The 26,317-nt window shown below is 60.1% G+C and carries 25 protein-coding genes, 1 tRNA gene and 1 riboswitch; of the genes, 15 read left to right on the forward strand and 11 right to left on the reverse strand.

The genetic code is table 11. The features are described 5' to 3' along the window. Positions 1-136: 136 nt before the first annotated feature. The 5 genes from HY795_05305 to HY795_05325 form a co-directional block, all read right to left on the reverse strand. Positions 137-1,009, reverse strand: a complete 873-nt coding sequence (locus HY795_05305; protein ID MBI4804634.1) for a hypothetical protein — start codon at positions 1,007-1,009, stop codon at positions 137-139. Positions 1,010-1,199: 190 nt separating this feature from the next. Then, on the reverse strand, positions 1,200-2,885 hold the full coding sequence (locus HY795_05310; protein MBI4804635.1) for an arylsulfatase: 1,686 nt from the start codon (positions 2,883-2,885) through the stop codon (positions 1,200-1,202). Between the two features lie 244 nt (positions 2,886-3,129). Next, positions 3,130-3,384, reverse strand: coding sequence for a hypothetical protein (locus HY795_05315; GenBank protein MBI4804636.1), 255 nt, complete (start codon positions 3,382-3,384; stop codon positions 3,130-3,132). A gap of 84 nt (positions 3,385-3,468) precedes the next feature. Next, positions 3,469-3,545: transfer RNA gene (locus HY795_05320), tRNA-Met, on the reverse strand. Positions 3,546-3,621: 76 nt separating this feature from the next. Further along, a complete protein-coding gene (locus HY795_05325; GenBank protein MBI4804637.1) occupies positions 3,622-4,422 on the reverse strand; it encodes an undecaprenyl-diphosphate phosphatase in 801 nt (266 codons plus the stop codon). 219 nt (positions 4,423-4,641) lie between these two features. On the opposite strand from HY795_05325, the gene HY795_05330 reads away from it, so the two are divergent. Further along, a complete protein-coding gene (locus HY795_05330; GenBank protein MBI4804638.1) occupies positions 4,642-4,818 on the forward strand; it encodes a hypothetical protein in 177 nt (58 codons plus the stop codon). Between the two features lie 116 nt (positions 4,819-4,934). Here HY795_05330 and HY795_05335 read toward each other — a convergent pair whose 3' ends face one another. Then, a complete protein-coding gene (locus HY795_05335; GenBank protein ID MBI4804639.1) occupies positions 4,935-5,552 on the reverse strand; it encodes a YihA family ribosome biogenesis GTP-binding protein in 618 nt (205 codons plus the stop codon). A 77-nt stretch (positions 5,553-5,629) separates the two neighbouring features. Here HY795_05335 and HY795_05340 point away from each other — a divergent pair, with 77 nt between their 5' ends. From HY795_05340 to HY795_05375, 8 genes are all read left to right on the forward strand, one after another. After that, positions 5,630-6,097: a 3-dehydroquinate dehydratase gene (locus tag HY795_05340; GenBank protein MBI4804640.1), complete on the forward strand. Its 468-nt coding sequence runs from the start codon at positions 5,630-5,632 to the stop codon at positions 6,095-6,097. Between the two features lie 16 nt (positions 6,098-6,113). Then, positions 6,114-6,671 (forward strand): elongation factor P, encoded by a 558-nt coding sequence (gene efp, locus HY795_05345; GenBank protein MBI4804641.1) that lies wholly within the window; start codon positions 6,114-6,116, stop codon positions 6,669-6,671. 167 nt (positions 6,672-6,838) lie between these two features. Continuing rightward, on the forward strand, positions 6,839-9,031 hold the full coding sequence (locus HY795_05350; GenBank protein ID MBI4804642.1) for a DNA translocase FtsK 4TM domain-containing protein: 2,193 nt from the start codon (positions 6,839-6,841) through the stop codon (positions 9,029-9,031). 6 nt (positions 9,032-9,037) lie between these two features. Beyond that, positions 9,038-10,042 (forward strand): hypothetical protein, encoded by a 1,005-nt coding sequence (locus HY795_05355; protein MBI4804643.1) that lies wholly within the window; start codon positions 9,038-9,040, stop codon positions 10,040-10,042. Positions 10,043-10,055: 13 nt separating this feature from the next. After that, a complete protein-coding gene (locus tag HY795_05360) occupies positions 10,056-10,721 on the forward strand; it encodes an outer membrane lipoprotein carrier protein LolA (protein MBI4804644.1) in 666 nt (221 codons plus the stop codon). Positions 10,722-10,737: 16 nt separating this feature from the next. Beyond that, positions 10,738-11,211: a hypothetical protein gene (locus HY795_05365; protein MBI4804645.1), complete on the forward strand. Its 474-nt coding sequence runs from the start codon at positions 10,738-10,740 to the stop codon at positions 11,209-11,211. A gap of 11 nt (positions 11,212-11,222) precedes the next feature. Continuing rightward, positions 11,223-12,872 (forward strand): alpha-D-glucose phosphate-specific phosphoglucomutase, encoded by a 1,650-nt coding sequence (locus HY795_05370; protein ID MBI4804646.1) that lies wholly within the window; start codon positions 11,223-11,225, stop codon positions 12,870-12,872. A gap of 36 nt (positions 12,873-12,908) precedes the next feature. Beyond that, entirely contained in the window at positions 12,909-13,442 is a 534-nt protein-coding gene (locus HY795_05375; GenBank protein ID MBI4804647.1) for a hypothetical protein, read from the forward strand. 120 nt (positions 13,443-13,562) lie between these two features. Here the strand turns inward: HY795_05375 and HY795_05380 are convergent, their stop codons facing one another. From HY795_05380 to HY795_05390, 3 genes are all read right to left on the reverse strand, one after another. After that, entirely contained in the window at positions 13,563-14,222 is a 660-nt protein-coding gene (locus HY795_05380) for a MarC family protein (protein ID MBI4804648.1), read from the reverse strand. A 65-nt stretch (positions 14,223-14,287) separates the two neighbouring features. Continuing rightward, the gene (locus tag HY795_05385) at positions 14,288-14,794 is read right to left on the reverse strand and encodes a GNAT family N-acetyltransferase (GenBank protein MBI4804649.1); all 507 of its coding nucleotides are present in this window, start codon (positions 14,792-14,794) and stop codon (positions 14,288-14,290) included. Positions 14,795-14,905: 111 nt separating this feature from the next. Continuing rightward, a complete protein-coding gene (locus tag HY795_05390) occupies positions 14,906-17,986 on the reverse strand; it encodes an autotransporter domain-containing protein (protein MBI4804650.1) in 3,081 nt (1,026 codons plus the stop codon). Positions 17,987-18,387: 401 nt separating this feature from the next. On the opposite strand from HY795_05390, the gene HY795_05395 reads away from it, so the two are divergent. Next, positions 18,388-19,995, forward strand: coding sequence for an MBL fold metallo-hydrolase (locus HY795_05395; protein MBI4804651.1), 1,608 nt, complete (start codon positions 18,388-18,390; stop codon positions 19,993-19,995). A 149-nt stretch (positions 19,996-20,144) separates the two neighbouring features. Here HY795_05395 and infA read toward each other — a convergent pair whose 3' ends face one another. After that, positions 20,145-20,363, reverse strand: a complete 219-nt coding sequence (infA, locus tag HY795_05400; GenBank protein ID MBI4804652.1) for a translation initiation factor IF-1 — start codon at positions 20,361-20,363, stop codon at positions 20,145-20,147. 318 nt (positions 20,364-20,681) lie between these two features. Here infA and HY795_05405 point away from each other — a divergent pair, with 318 nt between their 5' ends. From HY795_05405 to cbpB, 5 genes are all read left to right on the forward strand, one after another. Next, positions 20,682-21,881 carry an aminopeptidase gene (locus HY795_05405; protein MBI4804653.1) on the forward strand — a complete coding sequence of 400 codons (1,200 nt, stop codon included), beginning with the start codon at positions 20,682-20,684 and terminating at the stop codon, positions 21,879-21,881. A gap of 179 nt (positions 21,882-22,060) precedes the next feature. Beyond that, positions 22,061-22,501 (forward strand): hypothetical protein, encoded by a 441-nt coding sequence (locus HY795_05410; GenBank protein MBI4804654.1) that lies wholly within the window; start codon positions 22,061-22,063, stop codon positions 22,499-22,501. A 1-nt stretch (position 22,502) separates the two neighbouring features. After that, positions 22,503-23,108 carry a hypothetical protein gene (locus HY795_05415; GenBank protein MBI4804655.1) on the forward strand — a complete coding sequence of 202 codons (606 nt, stop codon included), beginning with the start codon at positions 22,503-22,505 and terminating at the stop codon, positions 23,106-23,108. 11 nt (positions 23,109-23,119) lie between these two features. Then, positions 23,120-23,329: riboswitch (cobalamin riboswitch) on the forward strand. A gap of 78 nt (positions 23,330-23,407) precedes the next feature. Further along, positions 23,408-23,509: a modified peptide precursor CbpA gene (cbpA, locus tag HY795_05420; protein MBI4804656.1), complete on the forward strand. Its 102-nt coding sequence runs from the start codon at positions 23,408-23,410 to the stop codon at positions 23,507-23,509. After that, complete coding sequence (gene cbpB, locus HY795_05425; protein ID MBI4804657.1) at positions 23,509-24,918, forward strand: peptide-modifying radical SAM enzyme CbpB; 1,410 nt, start codon at positions 23,509-23,511, stop codon at positions 24,916-24,918. The genes cbpA and cbpB overlap by 1 nt, the downstream gene beginning before the upstream one ends. Before the next feature lie 149 nt (positions 24,919-25,067). On the opposite strand, the gene lysA is transcribed toward cbpB, so the two are convergent. Further along, entirely contained in the window at positions 25,068-26,315 is a 1,248-nt protein-coding gene (gene lysA, locus HY795_05430) for a diaminopimelate decarboxylase (protein MBI4804658.1), read from the reverse strand. Positions 26,316-26,317 lie beyond the last annotated feature (2 nt).

Raw genomic sequence — 26,317 nt, forward strand, 5'->3', positions numbered from 1 at the left:
TTTCGCTTGATCACTGGGGAAGGATCAATCCGTTTCGTTCATGTTTGCGGCTATCATCCGGCCATCACATCGACGAATCTTTTTGTTCCAGAGAATTCAGGCATCCCCAAGGATCACATGGCGATCCAACAGCTTATTAGAGCAGGCTCCTGATGATCGGCGTGAAATTGATTCTGAACGTCCACTCGTTGCTGGGCACGTTTCGGGGGCGAACCACCGAGTAATCCGCCTCGAAAGACATCTTGATCGGAAGCTTGCCCAATCGGAATATCTTGGCCACCCCGAGACCCACCGGCAAAGTCAGACGATCTTCCGCCTTCTTCTGTTCCCAGTCGATGGTCACGTTGGGGCCCATGCCGATCTGCCAGGTCGGAAAAGGCGAATACCAGAGAAAATACTGGATGTTCGTGTAGCTCACGTCCTGTCTGGTCGCATCGCCGGCAATGGACCACCAGTGCTGCGGGAAGGCGCCCACCACCCATTTCTCGTTGATGTAGAGCGCTGCCGCCGCCGCACCGAGCTGCCATTTGCCTTTGCCCAGGGATTTGTCCCCGGCGGTGGGGAAGACCGCGGTTGGGCCCACGCCCCACATGAAGCCAGTCAGGGAGTCTGTGTTCGGAGCCAGCATGGTCAAAAGCCCGATGTCCCCGAGCCCGAAGGTGTAGTTGATGTCGTTTCTTCCGGTTACGACAGGGACATTCGCCAGAGGAATCACCGGCCGTACGATCATCCGTACGCTGTCTAAAAGGCTGATCGGCATTATCGGCTGGAAGTTCCAGACGAATTGGTCCTTATGCTCTTTGAAAATGCTGACGGTGTCGCTTTTCAGCAAGTTCAGGTTGAACTGGTTGGCCAGCATCCAGAGGTTGCCGACGGGGTTGCTCGCCTGCTGGGAAAGCTTTTGAAGATCTTCGCTTGTCTTTGTTTCTTCAGCCACGCAAAAAGAGGAAATCCCCACAACCAGACAACAGGCCAACAACGCGGAAAGTAACCCTTTGAGAAATCGCATTCCCCCTCCTTTGGCAGCTGTGGTCAACAAGGCCTTGTCCCGTTCCAATGAAAGCCTGGTGTCGAGACCCGTAAGCGATGAATTCTTGAGTTCTGAGAGCGCGAATGGCTGTGGCGGCCGATGGGCACGGGGCTGGCCCTTCTTTCTCGGTCCAGCCCCGGCACCAGCGGCAGCCTAAATGCCATGTTGATCAATACGATCCGCCCAGTTTGAAGTTCGGCGGGTATTTTTGCAGTACCATACGATAGCGGCTGAACTCCTGGACCAGCAGATTCCACATGGGAATATGCCTGATGCCGATGGAGTCGTCCTCCTGGGGGTTGGTGTACAGGTTGAACATGACCAGTCCCCCGGTCTTTTCCACGATCCCGCCGCTGAACCCGGCGTTCAGGCCCTTTTGGGTGATCATGTCGGTGATCTGCACGGCCCTGTGGTACTTGAATTCATCAATGCGAACCGCGGCGAACGTTGAACCCATCCAGTAGAAGACGCTTTTGCGGTTGGAATTGCCGCCATCGGCAAGAAGGAAGGAGGTCTGGTCGATGCCGTCCACATACCTGTTGGCCGGCAACAGCTTTGAGAGCTCGGCTCCCGGTTTGCCCGCCAGCGATAGGGCGGTGGGGAAGATGTCCGCCAGGTCGAAGAGCCCTTCTGTTTTGCGCGGGGAGATCATTCCCTTGAAATAGGCGAATGTCGGTACGCGCACGCCGCCTTCCCAGGTCGTTCCCTTGTAGCCACGGAAGGGGGAGCGTCCATACGGAGCCACTTCACCTTCAGGCCCGTTGTCCGAGGAGAAGATGACCAGGGTGTTCTCGAGCTGGCCGGAATCCTCGAGGGCTTTCATGAGACGGCCGAAGATGTCGTCCATTTCCACCATGCAGTCGGAAAAGGAGGTGCGGGCCCGGGATTTCCCGGCGAACTTGTCGTTCGGGTAGTTGTCGAAGTGGCAGCCGCGGGTTCCGAAATAGAGGAAGAATGGCTTTTTGCTGTTGGCTTGCTCCTTGATGAACTTTTCGCCGTAAGCCGTATAATCCTGGTCCAGGTTTTTGATCACGTCCAAATCGATCTGGCGAAGGTCCTTGCACTCCTTCTGCCCCTTGACGCATTGCACATCGCTTTTGCTGAAGCTGGACTTCTCCATGAAGGCGAAGCGGTCAGGGCTCAAGGCCACCTCGGGGTTCACGTTCACGTCGCGCCATTCGGTGTACTCGTCCGAGACCGAGAGAAAACCGCGGAAATTGTCGAACCCGACGTTCTGCGGCAGCGAGCCTTCGTTTTCACCCATGTGCCATTTGCCGATGCCCTGGGTCACGTAGCCCTGGTCCGAGAGCAGTTTGGCCACCGTGATGGCGCCGTCCAGTCCGCCGGGTTGGCCGTACATGGGGGGGTATTGCAGGCCGTGGTGCACAGGGAGCTGCCCGGTCAGGATGGTTGCCCGGGTCGGGGTGCAGCTCGGCTGGGAATAGGCCGAGGTCATGATCAAGCCGTTGGCGGCGAATTTGTCCAGGTTGGGAGTGTCGTTGCCCACAGCGATGCCGCCGCCGTTGAATCCGGTGTCCATCCAGCCGACGTCGTCGGTCAGAAAAACCAGGATGTTGGGCTTTTTCCCAAACTTGCGTTCAAGAGCGGCAAGCTTTTCGCGCGCTGCCTTGTCCTGCTCCGGGTGGGGAATGACCGGTTCCATGTTGTCGGCAATTTTTACGGACTGAACATGTATGTATTGGTCCGGGTGGGAGTAGCCTTTGGCCGTGGCCGGGCCCGTGCTTGTTCCGCGAATGTTTTCGGCCAGGGCTGGAACGGTGCACAGGAGCAAGCACGCCAAGGCCGCAGTGGCGGCAAGCGTTGATCGCAGAGGGTTTGTCAGGTGTCTAGCCATTTTGCCCCCGGTGTATAGCGGTTTTCAGGTCGCTAATGTGTCGTCATTTCTATAAATTATTTTTTTATAGTAATGCCATGGCACGGTCAATATATGTAGGTGCGTATGGTCTCTTTGACAGGTATTTGTCAGCTTAGGGGCAACGGTTGGCCCACAGCTTAAAGGGGGGCATCAATCCGGAAGGCCCTCCGGGAATTATCCCGGAGGGCCTTCTGAAGTGTTGGCGGGATAATGGCGTTAAGAATTATTGGGTGGCACCCGAAGAATTCTGTTTCTGGGGTTTTACGGGTTTGCCTGTGTTCGCGGTCTTTTGGGTCGTGGCTCCGGTGGAGGTGCCCCAGCGGCTCTGCACCCTTTCCTTGTCGGTGTCGTTGACCTGGGGGGTATTCGTGGTGGCCGGCTTGGGGGCGGGGGCATTGGCTTCCGGCGGTGAGGCCTGCGCGTAGGCCAGAGTGCAAAGCTGGGTCAGGATGACAAGAGCAAGAAGTAATGACCGCATGTGATCCTCTTCGGTTGGAGGTTGGGAATACAGCCCGCTAGAAAAAAAGGGACCGGACGATTGCGTCCGATCCCTGAGTATACGTGGTAGCGAGGGAGGGAATTGAACCCCCGACACTGCGGATATGAGCCGCATGCTCTAACCGACTGAGCTACCTCGCCACGTTTGTTGCCTCGCGGCAGGACGGGCTAAATACACACTCCGGCCCTGCATTGCAACCCTATTTTCCATGCTTGTCTACGAAGGCCAGAAGAAGAATACCGCGGCCGCAAGCACGATGCGGTAGATGGCGAAAGGACGAAGCGTCATGCGGCTCACCAAGCCGATGAACCACTTCACGGCCAGCCACGCCGAGAAAAAGGAGACCGCGAATCCGATGGCCAAAAACTGCAGATCGTCCGCGCTGAATTCTCCCCAACTCTTGTACGTCTCGTAGCTGGTGGCCGCTATCATGATGGGCACGGCGCTTATGAAGGAGTATTCAACGGCCAGCTTTCTCCTGGCGCCCAGGATCATGGCGCCCAGGATTGTCGAGGCCGAACGCGAAAAGCCGGGCCAGAGCGACAAGCATTGAAAAAGCCCGATCCCCAGGGCCAGGGCGGGGGAGACGTCGTCCAAGTCGTGGTATTTCTCCCAGGCCGACTTTTTGCTCTCCACGATGAGAATCATGATGGAGCCCGCTACAAGGGCCAGGGCCACGGGCAGCGGATGAAAAAGATGGGTTTTGATGGCCTTGTGCGCCAAAAAGCCCACGATCGATGCGGGGAGGCAGGTGAGGGCGAGCAGGATGAGCCCGCGTTTGCCCGCGAAACGCTGCCTGGGCTGGGGAAAGGCCAGGGCAGCGAAACGTTCCCGGTACATCACGGCCACGGCCAGGATGGCGCCGAGCTGAATGATGATGTCGTAGGAGGCGGCCTTGTCGCCGGAATGGCCGAGCAGAACGCCGGTCAGAATGAGGTGGCCTGTGGAAGAAACGGGCAAGAACTCTGTCAGGCCTTCCACTATGCCTAATACTATCGTGCTGAGCCAGGGATCCATCTGTCAGTCCTTTTCTCAAACAGCGCTTGCAGCGGGTGGGCTGTGGCGCCGCGGTTTGCCTGGAGTTCAAGCCCCCGCTTCATTCGCTAGGGGTGTGACCCAAGCGGAAAAAGCCAGGCGCCGGGGTACGACAGTCCCATGCTCCTTGCAACCCCCATGGGCATACGTTAGATTCATTATTGCCATTTGGTAATGAACGACACAAACGGAGTACAGACCATGTCGACCGTCATGCCTCAGTCGGAACTGATGCGAAAAGCCGTTGCCTGGATCAGCGAGCAGAAAGCCGCTGGCCAGGCCCTGGGCAAAGCTCTGGAAGATGCCGGGATGCGATTCAATCTGGGGCCCAAGGAGCAGGAGTTCCTGCGCGACTTTTTCAAGAATCCTGAAAAATAACCCGGCCTTCTTGTCCGCCGCATCAGGCAAGGCGGCCATCAGGCAGGAGCACAACAAGACTCCGTAAGACGAAGGCGCGCAGAGGGCGCCCGCCCAAGTCCTAGTGGGGCAGGCGCTTATTCGGCTGGATCGGTATCATCGTCGGCAGGCAGGGGTTCGGGACGCGCCAGCACGGCGTCGATGCGTTCCCAGAGTTCCTCCTGCCCCATGCCGTTCACGGAAGAGAAAAGCACGGGAGGTTCTCCCAGAAGCCCGGTCCAGCGCGATTTCTGGGCCTGGCGTTCGCGCTGGCTGCATTTGTCGGCCTTGGTGAGCACGCCCAGCACCTGCAACCCGGAGGACCTCACCCAGGACACCATGTCCAGGTCGCTGGCCTGGGGGGGCAGGCGGCAGTCGATGAGCACGGCCACCACCTTGAGCCACTGGCTGCCTGAAATGTAGCTTTCGATCAGTTTGGCCCATTTGGCGCGCTCCTCTTTGGAGCGCCTGGCGTAGCCGTAACCGGGCAGGTCCACGAGGTAGTAGTCCCCGGGGGTTACCTTGTAGAGGTTTATGCTCTGGGTCTTGCCAGGGGTGGAGCTGGTTTTGGCCAGCTGCTTGCGCCCGGCCAGGCGGTTTATCATGGAGGACTTGCCCACGTTGGAGCGCCCGGCCATGGCCAGCTGGGGGGCGTCCGGCATGGTCAGGTCGGACTGGCTGTATATCGTCTTTTCGAGTGTGAGCGTCTTGCGCATGCTGGTTGATTCCGTATAGCGTTGTGCGGGTCCGCAGGATACCTTGAAATCCCACGAAAGCAAGCTAAGGTGAGATCATGACCAAATGCCGCATATTGGTTCTCAACGGCCCCAACCTCGGCCACCTCGGGCAGCGCCAGCCGGAGATCTACGGTTCTCTCGGCATGGACGCCCTGGCGACCATGGTTCAGGAAACCCTCGGCGAGGTGGCCTCGCGCATCGAGCTGTCCACCTTCCAGGCCAACGGGGAAGGGCAGTTGATCGACCGCCTGGAACAGGCCTGGCGCGACAAGCTGGACGGCGTGGCCTTCAACGCCGGAGCCTACACCCACACCAGTCTGGCCCTGGCCGACTGCCTGGCCTGGATCGGCGTGCCCTGCGTGGAAGTGCATCTTTCCAACATATTCGCGCGCACCGACCAGCCCCTGCGCCGCCAGAGCCTGATCGGCCAGAGCTCGATCGGGGTGATTGCGGGTTTCGGCATGATGAGCTATGTGCTCGCGGTTTCTGCCCTGTGGCAACACTGGCTCAAGAAGAATATTTGATCGTCAAGGAGATACAATGCTTTCCACCACTGATTTCAGAAGAGGCCTCAAGATCGAGCTGGATAACATCCCCTACGAGATAGTCGACTTCCAGCACGTGAAACCCGGCAAGGGCGGCGCCTTCGTCCGCACCAAGCTGAGAAACATGCTCAACGGCCGCACGGTGGAAAACACCTTCCGCTCCGGCGAGAAGATGGAAAAGCCCGACATGGAGACCAAGGAGATGCAGTTCCTGTACAAGGACGGCTCCGGCTACGTCTTCATGGACATGGAAAGCTACGAGCAGTTTTCTGTCGAGGCCGAGGTGCTGGGCGACAAGGGCGGCTATCTGGTGGACGGCATGGAGCTGACCATGCTCATGTACCGCGGCAAGGCCCTGGACATGGACCTTCCCGCGTCCGTGATCCTGGAGGTCACCCACACCGAGCCTGGGGTCAAGGGCGACACGGTCAGCGGCGCCACCAAGCCCGCCACCCTGTCCACCGGCATCACCCTGAACGTGCCGCTGTTCGTGAACGAAGGCGAAAAGATCAAGGTGGACACCCGCTCCGGGGAATACCTGGGCCGCGTGTAGCTTGAATATCCCGCTTCTTTCAGGCCGTGGAGCGCTGCTTCACGGCCTTTTGTTATGGAATGGCTGGCTGGGGTTGTTCGGGCAAGCCTGTTTACGTGCTGAACCGGCTTTTAATCGTTTACTTTTTCGAGTAATGACAGGCCTTGAGTAAACCTAATCGAGGCGTCGTGGATACAGTTACGGAACGCAAAAAGATTCTCGTGGAACTGGCCGGGGTCACGTTGATATTCGTGGCGCTGTTTTTCGTCCTGGCCCTGTACTCCTTCGACCCCCTGGACCCCACCTTCAACCAGACCATGGTCAAGGGCCGCGAGGTCGCAAACCTCACCGGCGTTCTTGGCTCCTACATGGCCGGACTTCTGGCCGACATGTTCGGCCTGGCGTCCTGGTTCGTGCCCGCGCTCATCACCTATGCGGGCATCCGCAGGCTTTTCCCCCTCATGGGCATCACGCGCAGGCACTGGGCCGGGCTTTTCGGCCTGTTTCTGGTCTGCCTGGTCACGCTTGGTTCGGACTGGCCGGGGTTAGGGCTTCGCATAAACCATGTGGCCGGGGGCGGCTACGTGGGGGCGGCGCTCTACCGCGTCGGCGCCAGGTTCCTGCATCCGGTGGGCATGTATCTTTTGGTCACCTTCCTGGCCGTTATATCCCTGCAGCTTTTCCTGGGAATATCCTGGGAGGAGCAGACCACCCGCGTGAAGAATTTCCTTGCCGGAATTTGGGACATAATAGGCCCAGGCATCATGCGTTTCCTGTTCGGCCCTGGCCGTGAAGAACGGGAGCACGGCGAGGAGGATGCTCACGGCGCGTCGTCCGGCCATGAGGGCGACGAGGAATTCCCGGTCAAGCGCCCCGCCAAGAGCGAAAGAGCCGCCAAGCCCAAGGCCAAGCCCCAGCCCAAGCTTGTTCCCGGCAAGGGCGGTCTGCCTCCCTTGCAGCTGCTCACCCCGGTTCCGGCCCAGACCGGAGGCCCCTCCGAGGACTTCCTGCGCGCCCAGGCCGCCAGCCTCATGACCTGCCTGACTGATTTCGGCATCCAGGGCGAGGTGGTGCGCATAGTACCCGGCCCCGTGGTCACCATGTTCGAGATTAAGCCCGCTCCGGGCGTGAAGGTGAGCCGCATTTCAGGGCTCACCAGCGACATCGCCCTGGCCATGAAGGCCATGGCCATCCGCATTGAGGCGCCCATCCCCGGCCGGGACACCGTGGGTGTGGAGATACCGAACGTCAAACGCCAGACCGTCTACCTGCGCGAGATCCTCGAATCCGAGGCCTTCACCGGTTCCGCCTCCAAGCTCACCTTGAGCGTGGGCAAGGACATCCAGGGCAAGCCCTTCACGGCCGACCTGGCCCGCATGCCCCACCTCCTGGTGGCGGGCGCCACGGGCAGCGGCAAGAGCGTGTGCATAAACGGCATCCTGCTCTCCATACTCTACAAGGCCCAGCCGAGCGAAGTGAAGCTTTTGCTCATCGATCCCAAGCGCATAGAACTGGCCATGTACTCCGACCTGCCGCATCTGGTGCACCCCGTGGTCACGGACATGGCCATGGCCAAATCCGCCCTGGACTGGTGCGTGGCCGAGATGGACAGGCGCTACGAGGCCATGGCCGCTCTCGGGGTGCGAAACATCGACGGCTACAACGAGAAGGCCGCCAAACTGGCCGCCCATCCGTCCCCGGACACCGAAGTGGTTGAGCCCATGCCTTATCTGGTGCTCATAATTGACGAACTGGCCGACCTGATGATGACCGCAGCCAAGGAAGTGGAAATAGCCATCGTGCGCCTGGCCCAGCTGGCCCGGGCTTCCGGCATCCACATGATCCTGGCCACCCAGCGCCCCAGCGTGGACGTGGTCACGGGCCTTATCAAGGCCAACTTCCCCACCCGCATCGCCTTCCAGGTGACCAGCAGGCACGACTCGCGCACCATCCTGGACACCGTGGGCTCCGAGCACCTGCTCGGCCGTGGCGACATGCTTTTCAAGCCGAGCGGAGCCAAGATGGTTCGCATGCACGGCGCCTTCGTGTCCGATGAGGAAACGGTGCGCGTGGTGGACTACTGGAAGGAGCGCCAGGCCCCCAGTTATCTCATCGACCTGGCCAGCTGGTCGGATTCTTCTGGCGGCAACGGCGGCGTCCCGGGCGGGGACGGCGACGACGAATCTCTTACCGATCCGGTGTATCCACAGGCCCTGGATTTCGTTATGGAGCAGGGCAAGGCCTCCATTTCGCTCATCCAGCGGCGTTTCAGGATCGGTTTCAACCGGGCGGCCAGGTTCATCGAGCAGATGGAACGGGACGGGCTCCTGGGCCCGGCGGACGGAAGCAAGCCCCGCGTGGTGCTCAAAGGAAAAGACTGATCTGCCATGCGCATCATTCTTGATTCCGCTGAAGCGGAACATGCGTTTCAGCTCTTCCTGGGCCATTTGAGCCAGGAGTGCCGGCCAGTGAGCGCGTCCGTTCGCTGGCGCGGCAGCTGGCTTCAAGGCACCGTGTTGTGGCATGCGGGGTTTCGTTTCTGGTTTTCCCACAGATCCATGGAGAACCGTCATTGGCTTCAGTTCGGCCTGCGAGATCCTTCGGAATGCATAAGCCTTGAACCTGTCTGCGAGATGAGCATTCCCAAATCCGGGTTCGACAAGCGCATGAACGGCTTCTTCGTCCGATTCGGCAAGGACGTGCTCCTGGCCAACACGGGCAAGCTGACCCGCGACGAGGCGTCGTTTACCAGGTACCTGGACGAACACGGGTACGACCTGACCGCACACAGCGTCACCGGCCCGGATGGCAAGGACCTTCAGTCGCTCATTCTTACGAGCATTTTGGGCCCCAGCGTGGGCTATAACGTTTTCCGGTTCGTGAGCGCCGTGAACGACTACCGGCAATGGAACTGCCAGGGGCTTTTGGCCCAGGGAAAAGGGAGGCTGTGCTTCGGACACAAGGCCGCGGCGTGCGTCGCGGATTCGTCCTCAACTGGAGATTCCCGGGACCGGCTTACGGACACCGTGGTTTCCGGCACACGCGACCAGCTTGAGAAATTCATCAATTCAAGGTCTTTACGATATAAAGTGGGGAGTTTGGCCAGCAGCGACATAGTGCTTACGTCGCCGGACAACACCGTGCTGGCCGCTTTTCATGTCACCACCGATCTCTCTCCGGCCTCCCTGTATACTGGAGTCGGCCAGCTGCTGCTTTCCCGCTCCAACATCCGGGCCGCGAAATTTTTGGTGATTCCAGGTTCGTTGGGACCCTTTTTCACCCAGGCGCTTTTTCGCCATGACATCCACGCCACACCCTACAAACTCACCCCGGACATGGGCGTGGTCCTGGATGCCCAGGCCGTGTTCGCGGCAATACAATCAATGGAATAGAATGAGGATACACATGCTTTCGCGTTTCATTTCAGCCTTGCTTTTTACAGTGTTCGCTCAAGCCGCCCTTGCGGCCGATATCCCGGCCCTGACGGACAAGGTGCAGAAGAATTATCAAACACTCTCCGCTTTTTCCGCCGATTTCACCCAGGTGCTGGTCAACGCGGCCAGCAAGGAAAAGGAAACCCGCACCGGGCGCCTGGTGTTTGCCCAGCCCGCGCTCATCCGCTGGGACACCGAGAAGCCCGAGAAGGAACTCCTGGTGGTGGGCAAAGATGTGGTCTGGAACGCATTCCCCGAGGAAAAGGCCGCCTACCGGTACGCCGTGGAGGATGTCCTTGGTTCCAAGACCATGTTGCGGTTCCTCTCCGGCAAGGGCAACCTGCGTGAGGACTTCCACATCCAGGAGGAGCAGGGCGCTCCGGAAGGCCAGGTGAAGCTCAAGCTCGTGCCTCGCGAAGCCGAACCCAGCATGGTGCTGGCCTATGCCTGGGTTGATTCCAAGTCCAACATGCTCGCGCGCATAAGCATCGAGGATTTTTACGGAAACATAAACGACGTCACGCTTGCCAACGTGAAGCTGAATCCTTCGGTACCAAAAGACTTGTTTCAGTACACCCCTCCGAAGGAATACAGCATTTTCGACAACACCGGTCTGCAGGGCAAGCCCAAGCAGTAACAGAAGGTAGACGGACATGAGATGCGCATTGAAGGTCAATTCCAGCGTGCTTGGCGTGGAAATCGATCTGGAAGCAACGGACTACGGCTATTCCATCGAAGTGGTCACCACCATCGACGGCAAGCCGGTGTTCAACCCGGCCCTGCACGTGACGGATGATTATTCCATCACCCGGATGAACCTCTACGCCGACAGCGTGAAGTACACCCTGGACGGGCTGGAAGCCCTGGTTGGCGGATTCGGCACCGGCCGGATCGACATGATCGATCCGGACGGCAGCATCGTCTTCAACCGCTATTTCGAAAAGCCCAATACCGTGTATGTGGACATTGAGTTCGACGTCTGCTGCTTCTCGGACTCGCACTGTTTTTCCTCGGAAGGCATAGGCATAAAGACCGACATGACCTATGAGGATTTCAAGGATTTCGTGAAGCAGTTCAGCTCCATGCTGGACAAGTTTCACGCCTCCACGGATTACAAGCACCAATAGGAGCTTTGCTCATGTCCACGCATCCCCTGGCCGGAAAGCCGGCGCCACGCTCCATGCTGGTCAATGTTCCCAAGCTGGTGAGCGCCTATTACTCCATAAAGCCCGACCCCAAGGACCCGGCCCAGGCCGTTTCCTTCGGCACCTCCGGGCATCGCGGCACCTCGGAGCGCGGCTCCTTCAACGAGGCCCACATTCTGGCCACCACCCAGGCCATCTGCGACTACCGCTCGGCCATGGGCATAAGCGGCCCCCTCTACATCGGCATGGACACCCACGCTCTTTCGGCCCCGGCCATGATCTCGGCCATTGAGGTTCTGGCAGCCAACGGCGTGGACGTGTTCATGAACTGGGACGGCTACACCCCGACCCCGGTGATCTCCCACGCCATCCTCACCTGGAACCGCGGCCGCGAGTCCGGGCTGGCCGACGGCATCGTCATCACCCCCTCGCACAACCCCCCCTCGGACGGCGGCTTCAAGTACAACCCGCCCTCGGGCGGCCCGGCCGACACGGACATCACAAAGGAAGTCCAGACCCTGGCCAACACCTATCTGGCCAAGGGCCTTTCCGGTGTGAAACGCACGCTCTTTGAACATGCGCTCAAGGCCGCGAACATCAGGGCATACGATTTCATCACGCCCTATGTGGCCGACCTGGAAAACGTGGTGGACATGGCCGCCATCAAGGCGAGCGGCCTACGCATCGGCGTGGACCCGCTGGGCGGCTCCGGCATCGCCTTCTGGGAGCCCCTGGCCGAGCGCTACGGCCTGAACCTGACCGTGGTCAACGATGTGGTGGACCCGACCTTTTCCTTCATGACCCTGGACCGCGACGGCAAGATCCGCATGGACTGCTCCTCCCCGTACGCCATGGCCGGGCTCATCGGGCACAAGGACTCCTACGGCGTGGCCTTCGGCAACGACCCCGACTACGACCGCCACGGCATCGTCACCCCCACGGGCGGGCTCATGAACCCCAATCACTATCTGGCCACGGCCATCTGGTATCTCTTCCAGCACCGTCCCGGCTGGCCGGCCGGCGCGGCCGTGGGCAAGACACTGGTGTCGAGCTCCATGATCGACCGGGTGGCCAAGACGCTCGGGCGCAAACTCTCCGAGGTGCCAGTCGGCTTCAAGTGGTTCGTGAAGGGGCTTTTGTCCGGCGAATTCGGCTTCGGAGGCGAGGAGAGCGCCGGGGCTTCGTTCTTGCGCAAGGACGGAACCGTGTGGACCACGGACAAGGACGGCTTCATCATGGATCTTTTGGCAGCCGAGATCACGGCCGTCACCGGGCACGATCCCGCCGTCATGTACCAGGGGCTCACCGAGCGCTTCGGTTCGCCTGTGTACGAGCGGGTGGACGCGCCAATCACCGAGAACGAGAAGAAGGCCTTTGCCGGGCTCACCCCGGAAAACGTAACCGCTACCGTGTTGGCCGGTGAACCGATCCAGGCCAAGCTCACCAAGGCCCCGTCCAACGGCGCCAGCATAGGCGGACTCAAGGTCGTGGCCGAAAACGGGTGGTTTGCCGCCCGGCCTTCCGGGACTGAGGCGGTGTATAAGATCTACGCCGAGAGCTTCAAGGGAAGCAAGCACCTGAAACAGATCCAGGACGAGGCCAAGGCCATGCTGGGGCAGGCCTTCAAGGCCGCCGGGGCCTGAGGGCATAAATTCGATGGCCGCAACGGGGAATAGGGCATGAAGAAAGCCTCCGGCGGCCAAAGGGCTACGCCCTTTGGGATCCCTTTTGGCTTCGCGGCCTGGATTCGCCATGTGGCTGTGCTGGCGCTGGTTTTAGCGCTGTCGGCCTGCGGCCAATCCGGGGTCGAACTGGTCCAGAACGGCACCGTGCCCGAGAATCCCACCGCCCCGGTGGGCCTGGCCATCAAGAGCTATGCGGGGTTCAAGGAAGTAACCTGGGAACAATTCACCGATGCCCAGGGAGTTACCCGCGTCCTGGCCACGGGCCAGTACCGCATGGATCTGCCAGAAATACAGGCCTGTCCCAGGGCCGGGCAGGGCGGCTTCGTGCTGGCCGCACGCGCTTTTCTGCGCATGACGTTCACGGTGGACGAGCAGGCGAAGACCTTCGCCTTCACCGGCGCGGAATTTCTGGTCTATTCCCCCAAAGGCTGGTCCATGTCCTACCCGGCCGGGCTTTCCGCCTTCGAGGCCATCCTGCAGGGAACGTCGGGGCTTTCCTGCGGCGTTCTCTACGCGCCCGGGCCGTGACGGTTTCAAGAAGCCTCAATATACGCGGGATTCCAAAGGGCTAAGGCCCTTTGGCCGCCGGAGGCCTCCCTCACATCACATTTCGCCCTTGTTGATAAATCCTACTCCCAATCGGGCAGCTCAGCGCGCTATGCCCATAAGCTCTCTGTAACCGGTCCAGACGATTTCCATCCCGATGCACAGCAGAATGAAGGCCGAAAGCCTGAGCATCACGTTGGTGCCGTTCTCGCCAAGTGCCGCCACGATCTGTTTGGCGAACCTGTAGCTGACGTAGATGGTGACGGCGATGGCGGCGATTCCAAGAATGGCCGAACTGCCGAGCAGGGTGAAATGGGGGATGTCCATGGAACTGATGGGTCTTCGGCTGCCAAGGGTGATGGCCACGGAGAGCGATCCGGGACCCACGGTGAGCGGCAGGGTGAGGGGGAAGAAGGAATCGGCCATGCTCACGGGAATGCCGGTGCTTCCGGGTGTCTTATGGTCCTGTATGCGCTCGCCGGCATGGAGAAGCTTCCAGCCGAACGCGGTTACCACCGCTCCTCCCGCTATACGCAGGATCGGCAGGGTGATGCCGAAGAATTCCAGCACGTGCGAACCCACGAACAGCGCGCAAAGCAGCAGGAAGAAGCTGTTCACCGCCACGCGCCTGGCTAGCGCCCTGCGGTCGTTCTCGGTGCAGTCGATGGTCATGCCCAGAAAGATCGGCGCGTTGCCCACCGGGTTCACGATGGGAAACAGGCCCGCATAGACCAGGAGAAAGGTGTTCACGAAGTCGTTCATGGCGTCGCTGGTATGTTCAGCCTGGAGGCGCGTCAAGGACTGAGTGGGCCTGGGGGGCGGATGCTTCAGGGCGCGCCGAGGTCGAGCTCCATGTACCTGACCCCCGGATGGGGGTTGTGGCAGTAGGCCTCAATGTCCCTGAAGCCCAGGCGCTCGTAGAGCGCGATGGCACCCACCATGCTGGAGAGCGTGTCCAGGCGCATGGCTTGGTAGCCCATTTCCCTGGCCCTGGCCACGGCAGCCTCGGCCAGAAGAAGCCCGAGCTTTTGCCCGCGATACTCAGGCCGGACATAGAGCCGCTTCATCTCGCAGATTCCCGGCTCGTCCATGGGTCTCACGGCCACGCAGCCCGCCGCGGGCATTTCGTCATTAGCGTCTTCGGGCATAGCCAGGAGGATGCATCCGCCCGGCGGAGCATACTTGCCGGGAAGTCCGGCCAGCTCCTGGTCGAAGCCTTGGAAGCACAGGGAGATTTTAAGCCCGGCCGAGTATTCCAGAAACAATTCCCGCACCTGATCCATGCGGCTGGCTTGGGCATCCGTAACGAGAAAGTGCGTCATTGGGTGTGGCATCGCGGTCTTCCAGAACACGTTACCCTCGGCCGCCGTCATACCGCAAGCCTGTGAGTGGCCGGGCTTCGCGATGAGCAGTCCGTTCGGGGCTTTCTCCCCCGGGTGCATAAGCTAGAAACTGTATTTGAGGCTCAAGCTGCCGGACAGGGTTTGATATTCCTGGCGGAAAAGGTCCGTGCTGAGCCTCGCGCCCACCGAAAACCGTTTGGAACACTGGATGGTCAGGGCGGCGCTCATGGCAAGCCAATCCGAGGAAGGCGGCACGGTCCTGGTAGTGAACCGGGCGTTCTCGGAGCCTTGATAATATGCGGTTATGTCCCGGCTGCCGTTTGCCCATTCGTGCCCCCAGAGCAGGCGGATTTCCGGAGTGAGCCTGCCCCAGGAAGAGTTGACGAGCCTTGCAACTCTTACTCCGAGGGCCGTTTGCATGGAGATGTCGGCGCGCGGGCGGATGGTAAGGCCTATGGAATCCGCGCCGGACTCACTCCATCCGTTCTGGGCGATGCGCGCGAAATCAAGCGATCCCACGGGACCCAGTGCCCATTTACCCAAATGCCACTCATAGCCCGCCCCCAAATTGGCGAAAAAATTCCAGCCGCTCCAGTTCGAGGACGCCTTGAACGATGCCGCCGGAACCGAAACCGTGCGCCTGGTCTGGTAGAAGTCCAGACCGAAACGTGCCGAGCCTTCCACGAACCAGTTTCTGCTGAAGCGCGAGGCAAATATCCCAAGGCTTGTGGTCTCGGCGCGGCCGGTGTCGTTCGCGGGAGCGCCAAGCGCCAGGTTCCGGCTCGCGTAGCCCACGTAGGCCCCGGTCACGATGTCGTGTGATGGCTGAAAGTCGACTCCTCCCAGCACACCCCACGCGTTGTTCACATACGGCGTGCGCCCTCCCGTAGCGCCCTGGCGTGCGGTCATGCCAAAGGGTTGCAGGAAAAGGCTCACGCGCGACTGCGGATCTTTCGATTCCACCGTCCTGGATGCTCCGTGCACGGCTTCGGAAAAGGCGAAGGTCTGTGACGGCGCGGCGTCGAAGAGGCTGGAAAAGGCTCCCTGTGCTTCGCCCGTGCGCAGGGCGTGCAGCCGGGACTGAACCGACGCGGTAAGCAGCCTGCCGGTGTCGAACCCGGTCTGGGTGTAGGCGTCGTACGGTTCGGGATGCAGCTGGTTGAGTGCGGAGGCGATGCCCGCCGGGCTGGCAAGGTCCATGGAGAGTATCGCTGCGGAGAATGTGCCGTTGGCGGTGTAGGCGCCCTTGTTAAGGCCGAAGCCTGCGGAAGCGGCGCGGGAGTTGGGCGCGAACGTGGCGTAGGGGATGCGCGTGGTCAGGATCAGGGTGGCGTTGGAAGTGTAAACCGGAAGAAAGTTCAGGATGTACGATGGGAACGTGCTGGCAACTCCGGAAAAGGAGCCGGTCAGTCCGTTGCCGGCGGAAATGGCCGGCCACACCGTGCCGGTTTGATAGAAGGCGATTGGCGCGCTGACCATGAGCAGGCCGCCGTTAAGGGCGACGCTGCCGCTCACCTTGAGCAGATCGGACCGCCCGGACACATCGATCTCTTCGATAAACGCCGCCGTGGCCCCCTGGGTGTAGTTGCCGCTCACGCTGAGCGTGCCTATGGAGCCACCCGGTGAGACGAGGCCGTTGTTGATCACGTTGCCCAGGGTTCCGTACCCGCTAAGAGCCGCGCCCTGGTTGACGGTGAGGCTGCCGCCCAGGGAACCGGACGAGTTCACCAGCAAGATGCCGTTGGTCAATGTTGCCGAACCAGCATAGCCCGAACCGTTTCCCGAGAAATAGGTCACGCCCTGGCCTTTGAAGGTGAAGGGGCCGGAACCGGTGAACGTGCCAGTGAGGGTTACGGGATTGCCGTTGTTGTCCAGGGCCCCGCCACCGGGGTTTACCGTGATACTCCTGGCCGTGGTAAGAGCCGCTCCCGCCTGGAGCGTGCCGCCGTCGAAAGTCACTGTTCCGGATGCGTCGCCCAGGTTGGAGTCCGAGGCGATGTTGAGCGTGCCTCCGTTGATGAACGTTCCCCCGGAGTAGGTGTTGTTTCCAGTTAAATAGAGAATGCCCGGTCCGAGCTTGCCCACGGTGCCTGTCCCGGAAATGATGCCGCCGTAATACTTGGTGGTGCCGATATCGTAGGTGAGGCTTCCGTTGTTAAGCGTGTTGCCGCTTATGGTGACGTTTTCGTTGATGGTCAGGGCCGCATATGTGTTTATGGTAAGGCTTGCGAACGTGCTGGGGCTGGATGCATCCGGATTGAGGATCCAGTTCGCTTGGTTCACGCCGTCCCCGGCCACCAGATTGGTCACGCCTATGAATTGAGTGCCGGTGGTGCCGTAACCGTAGAGGTTCAGGGTGTTCGTTCCTGTTCCCAAATCCACCTTGCCGACCAGGATCGCGCCGGTGTTCAGGGTCACGGTGTTGCTCGCGCTGCCGGTATTCCAGCCACCCGAGCCGTCCGGGCTGCCGGCCCGGATGGCATACCCCGCCCCGGAGCCGGAAGAGTCGATGCCGCTTATTTTTCCGGTTACCGTGAGGTTCATGGCCCCAGCGGAACCGACGGCCACGGCCAGGCCGTTGGCGGTGGCCGAAACAGTGCCGGAGATGGTCACGGGCGAGCCCGCGCTGCCGCCGTTCAAGGTGCCGCTGCTCAGGATTCCCACGGCGGTATGCGTTCCTGCGATGGCGGTGATGTTTCCGGCCATGCCGCTCGATATGGTCAGATCGCGGGAAGAGTAGATTCCATAGGCAGCGTTCGTGCCAGCCTGGGCCGTGACGCTTATTGCGCTGGGAATCGAACCGATGGTCAGGGAAGTTCCGGCGGAGGAGGAAATACCCAGGGCGTTGCCGCTAGTGCTTGAAAGCACCGTGCTTATGACCAGGGGGTCGGTGTTGACGAAGGTTGTCGAGCCCCCCACTGTAAGCGCCGCTGTGGAAGCGATAGAATTCGAAACCGTAACCGTTGCGCCGGATTTGTTCTCAAAGGAAACGGACTTGTTGGTATCCGGCAGACTGCTGAGCAGCGTGATCGTGCCGCCACCCGTTATGTTATAGTCGATGGTGTAGGACGTTCCAGCCGCGGCGTTGACGTTGGTTATGGCCTGGCGAAGTGAGTTTGCCCCAGAATCGCTGGTGTTGGTGACGGTATACGTGCCCATGGCCAAGCAGGGCGGCGCACTCATGGCGACAGCCAGAGAAAACACCAGTGCGGACAGTGTTTTGACAACAGGAGAGGTACACAGAAAGTCCGCGTGAGCAGTCCTGTACGAAAGAGACTGAAGCATCGCGTGTACACCCTTGATTCGTCGCTGCAATCACACTCTACGGGCCACAACTCTTCAGATGTTGTGTTTTTGCAAGAGGCGTTGGACTCTCCTAACCCGGTATCCTGACATAATCCTTACAGCCTGGGTGAATGGATGAAATAATTGCCAGCCCAATGAAGACAATTCCGGCAAAGCCAATGTCCTCGTCTTGTTCTCCAATGCGGGCCTTGCCTGCTCGCGGCTTGGAATCCCCCTGGCATTGGTGTAACTACCGCCCGACCTTTGGACATGAAACCGAAACACGTCGAGGAGACTGAATGAAGATCAAATTCCTGGGCGCGGCCAAGACTGTCACCGGCTCGTGCTACATGATGGAAACAGGCGGAACCCGTTTCGCCGTGGACTGCGGACTGCACCAGGGCAACCGCGAGATCGAGGCGCGCAACGCCGATTTCTCGGTCTACCAGCCCCGCAAGATCGATTTCTTTCTTGTCACCCACGCCCACATGGACCACTCCGGGCTTTTGCCCCGCATGGTGAGGCACGGCTTCTCGGGCAAGATATTCGTCACGTCTGCCACAAAGGACCTTCTCTGGCTCATGCTCCAGGACAGCGCCCACATTCAGGAGATGGAGGCGGAGTGGGCCAACCGCAAGAATGCCCGTCGTGGCGGCAAGCCCGTCGAACCCCTCTACACCCAGGCGGATGCGGCAGCGGTCATGCCCATGATGCAGGTCATCGAGTACAACGTGCCCTTCGAGCCCGCGCCCGGCATCAAGGTGATCTACCGCGACGCGGGCCACATCCTGGGCTCGGCCTTCATCGAGATATGGGTCACGGAAAACGGCACCACCAGCAAGCTGGTGTTTTCCGGCGATCTGGGCCGCCCGGACCAGCTGCTCATCAAGGACCCCAAGTTTACCGAAGAAGCCGATTTTCTCTTTCTGGAATCCACCTACGGAGACCGCGACCACAAGGACCTGGGGTCGAGCCTGGAGGAAATGGCCGAGGCCATCTCCTTCTCATACGCCCACGGCGAGAAGGTGATCATCCCTGCCTTCGCTGTGGAACGCACCCAGGAGGTGTTGTACTCGCTGCACATGCTCTCCAAAACCGGAAAACTTCCCCATGACATGCCGGTGTACGTTGACAGCCCGCTGGCCATTCGAGCCACGGAGGTCTTTCGTCAGCATCCGGAATTCATGGATGCGGAAATTTCCGGAATGCTGGGCAACGGTGAAGACCCGTTCAAGCTGCCGAACCTCAAGTTCACCCTCACCGCGGACGAATCCCGCGCCATAAACACAACAGACGGCCCTGCAATAGTCATCTCGGCCAGCGGCATGTGCAACGCGGGCCGCGTGAAGCATCACCTGCGCCATAACCTTTGGCGCAAGGGAGCCAGCGTGGTGTTCGTGGGCTACCAGGGCCAGGGCACTCCGGGCCGCAAGATCGTGGACGGCTCCAAGACCATCAAGATCCTGGGCGAGGATGTGCAGGTGGCCGCCAAGGTCTGGACCATCGGCGGGTTCTCGGCCCATGCGGGGCAAAGCCAGATTCTCGATTGGCTCAGGCATTTCAAGAAGAACGGCATGGAAGTGTTCTTGGTCCACGGCGAGAACGGGGCCATGAACACCTTGTCGGGCCTTATCGAATCGCGTTTCGGTTTCACCGTGCACAAGCCGGAATACCTGGAAGAATGCACGCTCAAACCCGGACTGACCACTGCTGTCACCCTGGACACGGAACGGGCCATGCCCAAGGTGGACTGGAACTTCATCCTGTCGGACACCGAATCCAAGTTCACGCTTCTCAAACAGCGCCTGGACAAGGCTGGAGAACGCCCCTGGGTGGATCAGGTGGAAATACGCGACCGGTTGCTCGAGGTGAACAAGGATCTGATGGAACTTATTTCACAGATGTAGGAGATCGCCACGCGAGGGGTCTGCGGAAAACACTTTGGGGAAGGGCGCTCGGCTTGAGAGAGACTCCAAAGGTGGGAGTGGACCGCTAACGAATCGAGTTCAATACAGTCGAATCTTCGATTGGGAGAAAGGCCCCCGGAATGGGGGCCTTATTTCATGCGGTAGGTAATGCGGCCGCGGGTCAAATCGTAGGGGGAGAGCTCAACCTTGACCTTGTCGCCCGGAAGAATGCGAATGTAGAATTTGCGCATCTTTCCGGAGATGTGCGCCAACACCTCGTGCCCGTTTTCCAGTTCCACACGGAACATGGCGTTGGGCAGGGCTTCCTGGACGGTTCCGTCCACTTCTATGGCGTCTTCTTTGGGCATCTGCTGCCTCCTTCATGATTCTGGAGCAGTGCCGTTTAGTCTATTTTACCTGGGTTTTCAAGATGCAAGCCCCAGGAATGCATGGAAAGGCCTGAACTTCCACGGTTCCAGCATTGTTGGTGGTCGATCAACCCATCTGAACACAATGATTTTTGCGATTCCTTACAGCTCTAACGAGTCCGGAACCATAAGCCGCGACGAGAGCTCTCAACCACGAGCGGAGGGCGCCATGTCCGCTTTACAAGCGGGCGGGTTTTGGGCAAACGGCGTGGACGTCTCAACCATCTTAATCACATCATCTCCGGGAGCCATCACGCAGTGCTAACCGCGAAACTACTCGATAAATATGCCGATGTTCTGCTCTGGGGCCTGGCCACTTCCCGCCCGAACCCCTATGTGCCCGGCGACAACGTGCTCATTCAGTACGACCTGGCCGGGCTCAAGCTCGTCGAGATACTGTTCTCGAAACTCATGGACATGGGCATAAACGTCATACCCAGATTGGCCTTTACCTCGCACATGGAGCTCGATTTCTACCGGAAGGCCGGGGAGAGCCAACTGACATTCATCGCTCCCGGCACAAAGGAACTCTACGAGAACCTGCATGGAGCCATCCACATCCTGGCCCCGGAGAGCTTGACGCACCTAAGCGGCGTGGACCCCAAACGCATCGCCCAGACCGCCATCGCCCGCAAACCGTACCGGGACATCCTGGTCAAGCGCGAGGAAGTGGGCGAATTCGGCTGGACGCTCTGCGTGCATCCCACGGACGAATACGCCAGGTGCGCCGGGCTTTCCAAAAAAGAGTTCACGGAGCAGATAATCAAGGCCTGCCATCTGCGCGCCGCGAATCCCGTTGCCGAATGGGAACACATCTTCAAGCAAGCCTCGGAAATTAAGAACTGGCTCAACGGGCTCGCGGTAGAGTCCTTCCATGTGGAATCCGAGCATGTGGACCTTGTGGTCACCCCGGGCGAGCATCGCCGTTTCAAGGGGATTTCCGGGCACAACATTCCGAGCTTCGAGCTGTTCCTCTCGCCTGATTGGCGCGGAACAGAAGGCGTCTATTTCGCGGACCAGCCCTCCTATCGAAGCGGCAACCTGGTCAAGGGCGTCCGGCTGGAGTTCAAGAAGGGCGAGGTGGTGGATGTCCGGGCCGAGGAAGGCGAGGAGTTCGTCAAGAAACAGGTGGCCATGGACAACGGCTCCAACAAGCTGGGCGAGTTTTCCCTTACCGACCGCCGCTTCTCCAAAATCGACAAGTTCATGGCCAACACCCTCTTCGACGAGAACTTCGGCGGAGACCACGGCAACTGCCACGTGGCGCTCGGCAGCTCCTATTCCGACACCTTCGATGGCGACCCCTCCCAGTTGACCGAGGCCCGGAAGGCCGAACTCGGGTTCAACGATTCCGCCCTGCACTGGGACCTGGTGAACACCGAAAAGAAACGGGTCACCGCCAAGCTGGTCGGCGGAGGAAGCCTGGTTGTCTATGAGGATGGCCAGTTCGCCTGCTAATACTAGCACTGTCTAGAAACTTATGGAAACGCCCGGTTCGCCGGGCGTTTTCATTGCCAGCATCTTTACACGCGCCACTGGGCGATATAGTTTTTGAAACGTTCGACAATTGCCTTCATGGAGGATTTATGAACCGTTTTCTTCGCACAGCCATTACGGCGTCCGCACTTGTCTTGGGGATGTTCGCCGTGGCAGTGGCCGCCCAGAGCGGCAAGGATATCGCTGGTTGGGAGAAGGGCGGCGCCTACGATAAATTCTACGACGCCAAGGAAGCCGATTCCTTCAAGGGACGCGTGGAGGACATCATCGAAATCACGCCGCTGCCGGGCATGGCCAAGGGCGTCGGCCTGGTGGTGAGAGACAAGAAGGACAACAAGACCGAGACCGTGCACCTTGGCCCCAAGGATTTCGTGGATCTGACCGTTGTCGGCCTCAAGAAGGGCGACACGGTTAAGGTTGCCGGCGTGTGGGCCAACATCGGCGGCAAGGAAGTGGTCATGGCTTCCAAGATCAAGAAGGACGAGGGCGTCGAGCTGAAGGTACGCCGGTCCAAAGACGGAATGCCCTGGTGGAACTTAAGCCCGGAAGAGCTGGAAAAGGAAAAGAAGGCGGCCGACTAGTATGACAGCCCGCAATATCGTTCTCTTATTGTTTTCGATTCTGCTCCTTTCGGCCTGCGGCCCCAAAACAGCTCCGCTGTCGGGGATGCCTCCGGCCCAGGCACCGCAGTGGAAGCCCGGCGACTACTGGGAGTTCACAACCAAATCCCGCAGCCCGTTCGCCCTGGCCGAACGCATGGAGGTCCAGTCCGTGGGCGAGGAGGTGGTTCTCATCGGCAACGGGGACTCGCACCGGAAGCTTCGCCTGGACAAGGACCTCTGCGTCAAGGAGAGTGCCGGAACCCTGCTCAAGTATTCGGTACCCTCCGGCAAGGACGCGTACGTGTTCTTCCCGCTCACTGTGGGGGCCACCCAGTCCTTCCAGCAGAGCACGGCACTGGCCAAGGGCACTCAAGGATACGTCAACACAGTCATCGTCGAGGCCTCGGAGCAGCTCACGGTTCCGGCCGGAACGTTCAAGACCTTCAGGATACGGGTGAACAAGAAGAACGATTCTGGCTGGAGCGGCTTCTACTTGCTCTGGTATGCGCCCGAAGTGGGCTATTTCGTGCGCATAGTGGATACCCACAACAACGTGGCCGAGTTGGTCAAATACGGGCGGAAGTAGCAACCGCCCATTCGGATTGACCTTTGTCCGGCTCCTGGTTAGAAAAGGAACCGCGTTCGGCATAACGGAACACGGTGCGAATCCGTGGCGGACCCGCCGCTGTAACCGGGGACGCGAGAGGGCATGGCGATACGCCGGTCACTGGGGAAAACCCCGGGAAGGCTGGCCCCCTCGCGGTTGATCCGGAAGCCAGAAGACCTGTCGAAGCGCGCTATAATTCGGAATCCGATGGCAAAGGGTTCCGGCGGAATTTTTCCGCCGGAACCCTTTTTTATTTGCACCCAAACCAAGGAGGCCAAATGAAGAAGACCAAGAAAGACGTGATCGCCTTCAGGAAATCCTGCAAGGCCGACGGCACAGGCTTGTCCCACTACATCCTCATGGACCCCAAGAAGAGCTGATGACAGAGCAAACCTCGATCAAGGCGGTCCTGAAAACGGGCCGCCTTTACAACACCGGCGAAGGACCCACCCTGCAACCAGTGGACATCGGCCACCGCGACTACATGGCCGTGGTCGATCCGGACACGGCCTTCTGGGCCCTGGTGCGCAAGAACAAACTCGGGCAGACCCTCACCGGACGCTCGTTCATGGCCGCCTATTCGGAAAAGGCCGCCGAATTCGCGCAGGAAATGGAGCGCCTTCGGTTCGGCCTCAAGCCTTCGGCGGTCTATTTCAACCCCACCGAGCGCTGCAACCTGAACTGCTCCTACTGCTACATTCCGGCGGATATGCGCTTAAACGGCATCAACATGTCCACCGCGAAGCTCCTGGAGGCGCTCGAACGGCTCAAAGCCCACTTCCAGGCCACGTTGCCTGAAGGCACAAAACCGCAGATAATATTTCACGGTGCCGAACCCTTGATCAACAAGGACGCGGTCTTTGCCGGCATCGAACGCTTTCGCGACGACTTCCGGTTCGGCGTGCAGACCAACGCCACGCTTTTGGACGACGAGGCCATCTCGTTTCTCAAAGCCAATGGCATCGGCATCGGCATTTCCCTGGACGGCCACATTCCCGCCATCGCGGACAGGGCCCGCAAGGCCTGGGGCGGAAACGGCGTGTCCCGGCAGGTGACCGCGGTCATGGACAAGCTGCGCGGCTATCCCGCGTTCAACGTCATCTGCACCATGACCAGCCTGAACATGCGTTCGCTGCCAAAAATCGTGGACTTCTTCCACGAAAACGAAGTGTCCACCTGCCTCCTGAACGTGGTGCGCTGCACCCTGCCCGGAGCCCGCGAGATAAAGCCCGACGAGGACGAGGCCGCCAAGTGGTTCATCAAGGCCCTTGAGCGGTCCCACCAGCTCTACGCCAAGACAGGGCGCAAGCTCGTGGTGGCCAACTTCGCCAACATCCTGCTGGCCGTCATGGCTCCCACGGCCAGGCGGCTCATATGCGACATTTCGCCCTGCGGCGGGGGCCGTTGCTTCTTCGCTCTGGCCCCCAACGGCGACATCTTCCCGTGCAGTGAGTTCATCGGCCTTCCGGACTACAAGGGAGGCAACCTGTTCACGGACAAGGTGGACGATATCGTTGCCAGCCCCGCGTTCAAGACGGTCACCGGGCGCAAGGTGGAGGATATCAAACACTGCCGCACCTGCGCCATCCGCCACTTCTGCGGCTCGCCGTGCCCGGCCGAAGCGGCCGAGATGAACGGCGGCATGAACCAGAAGGGCGCATTCTGCCGCTTCTACGAGGAGCAGGTTCGCTACGCCCTGCGGCTCATCGCCGATGGCCGCGCGGACGACTTCCTGTGGGACGGCTGGGATGAGGGGGTGGAGACAACGTTCGACCTGACGAGTATGTGAAGGAATATGAGGTAGGATGCCTCCGGCGGCCAGGGGGAGAGCCTCCCCCTGGACCCTGCAATAGCTTCGCGGGATTCACCAGTAACTGGTGAATCCCGCGAAGCCGTTGAGGGGGTCTGGGGGAAATCATTTCCCCCAGAGAATCTCTCTTATTTGCAGTCTTTTTCCAAGGCGATCAAATCCTCAAACGTCTCCCGTCTCCTGGCCAGGGTCACCTTGTCGCCGTCAACAAGCACCTCGGCCGCCCTGGGCCGCGAGTTGTAGTTCGACGACATGGTGAACCCGTAGGCCCCTGCCGAGAACACGGCCAGAAGCTCTCCGGGCTCGACAGCCGGGATGTCCCGGTCTTTCGCCAGAAAATCACCAGACTCGCAGATGGGGCCCACCACGTCCACGTTCAGGTTCTTGCGGCCCTTGGGGGTCACTTCCTTGATGGCGTGGAAGGAGCCGTAGAGGGAGGGGCGGACCAGGTCGTTCATGGCCGCGTCCACGATGATGAAGTCCTTGGACGGGGTCTTCTTGGTGTAGACCACCTCGGTGAGGAGAATCCCGGAGTTTCCGGCGATGACGCGCCCCGGCTCCAGGATGAGCGTCATGGGATGGTCCTTCAATACGTTCACAAGGGCCTTGCCGAACTGGGCCGGGTGGGGCGGTTCCTCGTCGTTGTAGGTGATGCCCAGGCCCCCGCCCAGGTCGAGGTATTCGATGCGGATACCCATGGCTTTCAGGCGGTCGTAGAAGTTGATGATGCGGTCCAGGGCCTCCAGGAAGGGCTCCAGGGTGGTGAGCTGGGAGCCGATGTGGCAGTCGATGCCCACGGGCTCGATATTGGGCAGGGTCAGGGCCCGGGAGTAGGCGGCCAGGGACTGTTCGATGTCCAGGCCGAACTTGTTCTTCTTGAGCCCGGTGGAAATATAGGGGTGGGTTTTGGGGTCCACGTCCGGGTTGATGCGCAGGCTGATCCGCGCGGTCTTGCCCATGTCCGAGGCCACGGCCGAGATGCGCTCCAGCTCGCCCGTGGACTCCACGTTGAACATGAGGATGTTCGCGGCCAGGGCCTGGCGGATCTCGTCGGCGCGCTTGCCGACGCCCGAATAGACGATCTTGGAGGCGGGCACGCCTGCGGTCAGGGCGCGGTGGAGCTCCCCGCCGGAAACGATGTCCATGCCAGCGCCGCAGTCCTTCAGAAGCTTCAAGAGGCACAGGTTGGAGTTGGCCTTCACCGAATAGCAGGTGATGTGCGGAAGGCCGCTGAAGGCCGAATCGAAGGCCTCGAAATGGCGGCGCAGGGTGGCTGCGGAGTAAACATAGAGGGGGGTGCCGTACTGCTTTACAAGCTCAATGGCCGGGACATCCTCGGCATGGAGCTGGCCGTTCTTGTACTCGAAGAAATGCATGG

Source organism: Desulfovibrio sp. (assembly GCA_016208105.1).
Classification (GTDB): domain Bacteria; phylum Desulfobacterota; class Desulfovibrionia; order Desulfovibrionales; family Desulfovibrionaceae; genus Fundidesulfovibrio.

Bases quoted from the DNA above. Each gene is read 5' to 3' on its own strand.
- HY795_05340 (MBI4804640.1), top strand. From the start codon at position 5,630: ATGACCAAATGCCGCATATTGGTTCTCAACGGCCCCAACCTCGGCCAC.
- HY795_05380 (MBI4804648.1), bottom strand. From the start codon at position 14,222: ATGAACGACTTCGTGAACACCTTTCTCCTGGTCTATGCGGGCCTGTTT.
- infA (MBI4804652.1), bottom strand. From the start codon at position 20,363: ATGCCCAAAGAAGACGCCATAGAAGTGGACGGAACCGTCCAGGAAGCC.
- HY795_05375 (MBI4804647.1), top strand. From the start codon at position 12,909: ATGAAGAAAGCCTCCGGCGGCCAAAGGGCTACGCCCTTTGGGATCCCT.
- lysA (MBI4804658.1), bottom strand. From the start codon at position 26,315: ATGCATTTCTTCGAGTACAAGAACGGCCAGCTCCATGCCGAGGATGTC.
- HY795_05365 (MBI4804645.1), top strand. From the start codon at position 10,738: ATGAGATGCGCATTGAAGGTCAATTCCAGCGTGCTTGGCGTGGAAATC.
- HY795_05335 (MBI4804639.1), bottom strand. From the start codon at position 5,552: ATGCGCAAGACGCTCACACTCGAAAAGACGATATACAGCCAGTCCGAC.
- HY795_05355 (MBI4804643.1), top strand. From the start codon at position 9,038: ATGCGCATCATTCTTGATTCCGCTGAAGCGGAACATGCGTTTCAGCTC.
- HY795_05305 (MBI4804634.1), bottom strand. From the start codon at position 1,009: ATGCGATTTCTCAAAGGGTTACTTTCCGCGTTGTTGGCCTGTTGTCTG.
- HY795_05410 (MBI4804654.1), top strand. From the start codon at position 22,061: ATGTTCGCCGTGGCAGTGGCCGCCCAGAGCGGCAAGGATATCGCTGGT.
- cbpB (MBI4804657.1), top strand. From the start codon at position 23,509: ATGACAGAGCAAACCTCGATCAAGGCGGTCCTGAAAACGGGCCGCCTT.
- HY795_05315 (MBI4804636.1), bottom strand. From the start codon at position 3,384: ATGCGGTCATTACTTCTTGCTCTTGTCATCCTGACCCAGCTTTGCACT.
- HY795_05330 (MBI4804638.1), top strand. From the start codon at position 4,642: ATGTCGACCGTCATGCCTCAGTCGGAACTGATGCGAAAAGCCGTTGCC.
- HY795_05395 (MBI4804651.1), top strand. From the start codon at position 18,388: ATGAAGATCAAATTCCTGGGCGCGGCCAAGACTGTCACCGGCTCGTGC.
- cbpA (MBI4804656.1), top strand. From the start codon at position 23,408: ATGAAGAAGACCAAGAAAGACGTGATCGCCTTCAGGAAATCCTGCAAG.
- HY795_05325 (MBI4804637.1), bottom strand. From the start codon at position 4,422: ATGGATCCCTGGCTCAGCACGATAGTATTAGGCATAGTGGAAGGCCTG.
- HY795_05390 (MBI4804650.1), bottom strand. From the start codon at position 17,986: ATGAGTGCGCCGCCCTGCTTGGCCATGGGCACGTATACCGTCACCAAC.
- HY795_05415 (MBI4804655.1), top strand. From the start codon at position 22,503: ATGACAGCCCGCAATATCGTTCTCTTATTGTTTTCGATTCTGCTCCTT.
- HY795_05360 (MBI4804644.1), top strand. From the start codon at position 10,056: ATGCTTTCGCGTTTCATTTCAGCCTTGCTTTTTACAGTGTTCGCTCAA.
- efp (MBI4804641.1), top strand. From the start codon at position 6,114: ATGCTTTCCACCACTGATTTCAGAAGAGGCCTCAAGATCGAGCTGGAT.
- HY795_05370 (MBI4804646.1), top strand. From the start codon at position 11,223: ATGTCCACGCATCCCCTGGCCGGAAAGCCGGCGCCACGCTCCATGCTG.
- HY795_05385 (MBI4804649.1), bottom strand. From the start codon at position 14,794: ATGCCACACCCAATGACGCACTTTCTCGTTACGGATGCCCAAGCCAGC.
- HY795_05310 (MBI4804635.1), bottom strand. From the start codon at position 2,885: ATGGCTAGACACCTGACAAACCCTCTGCGATCAACGCTTGCCGCCACT.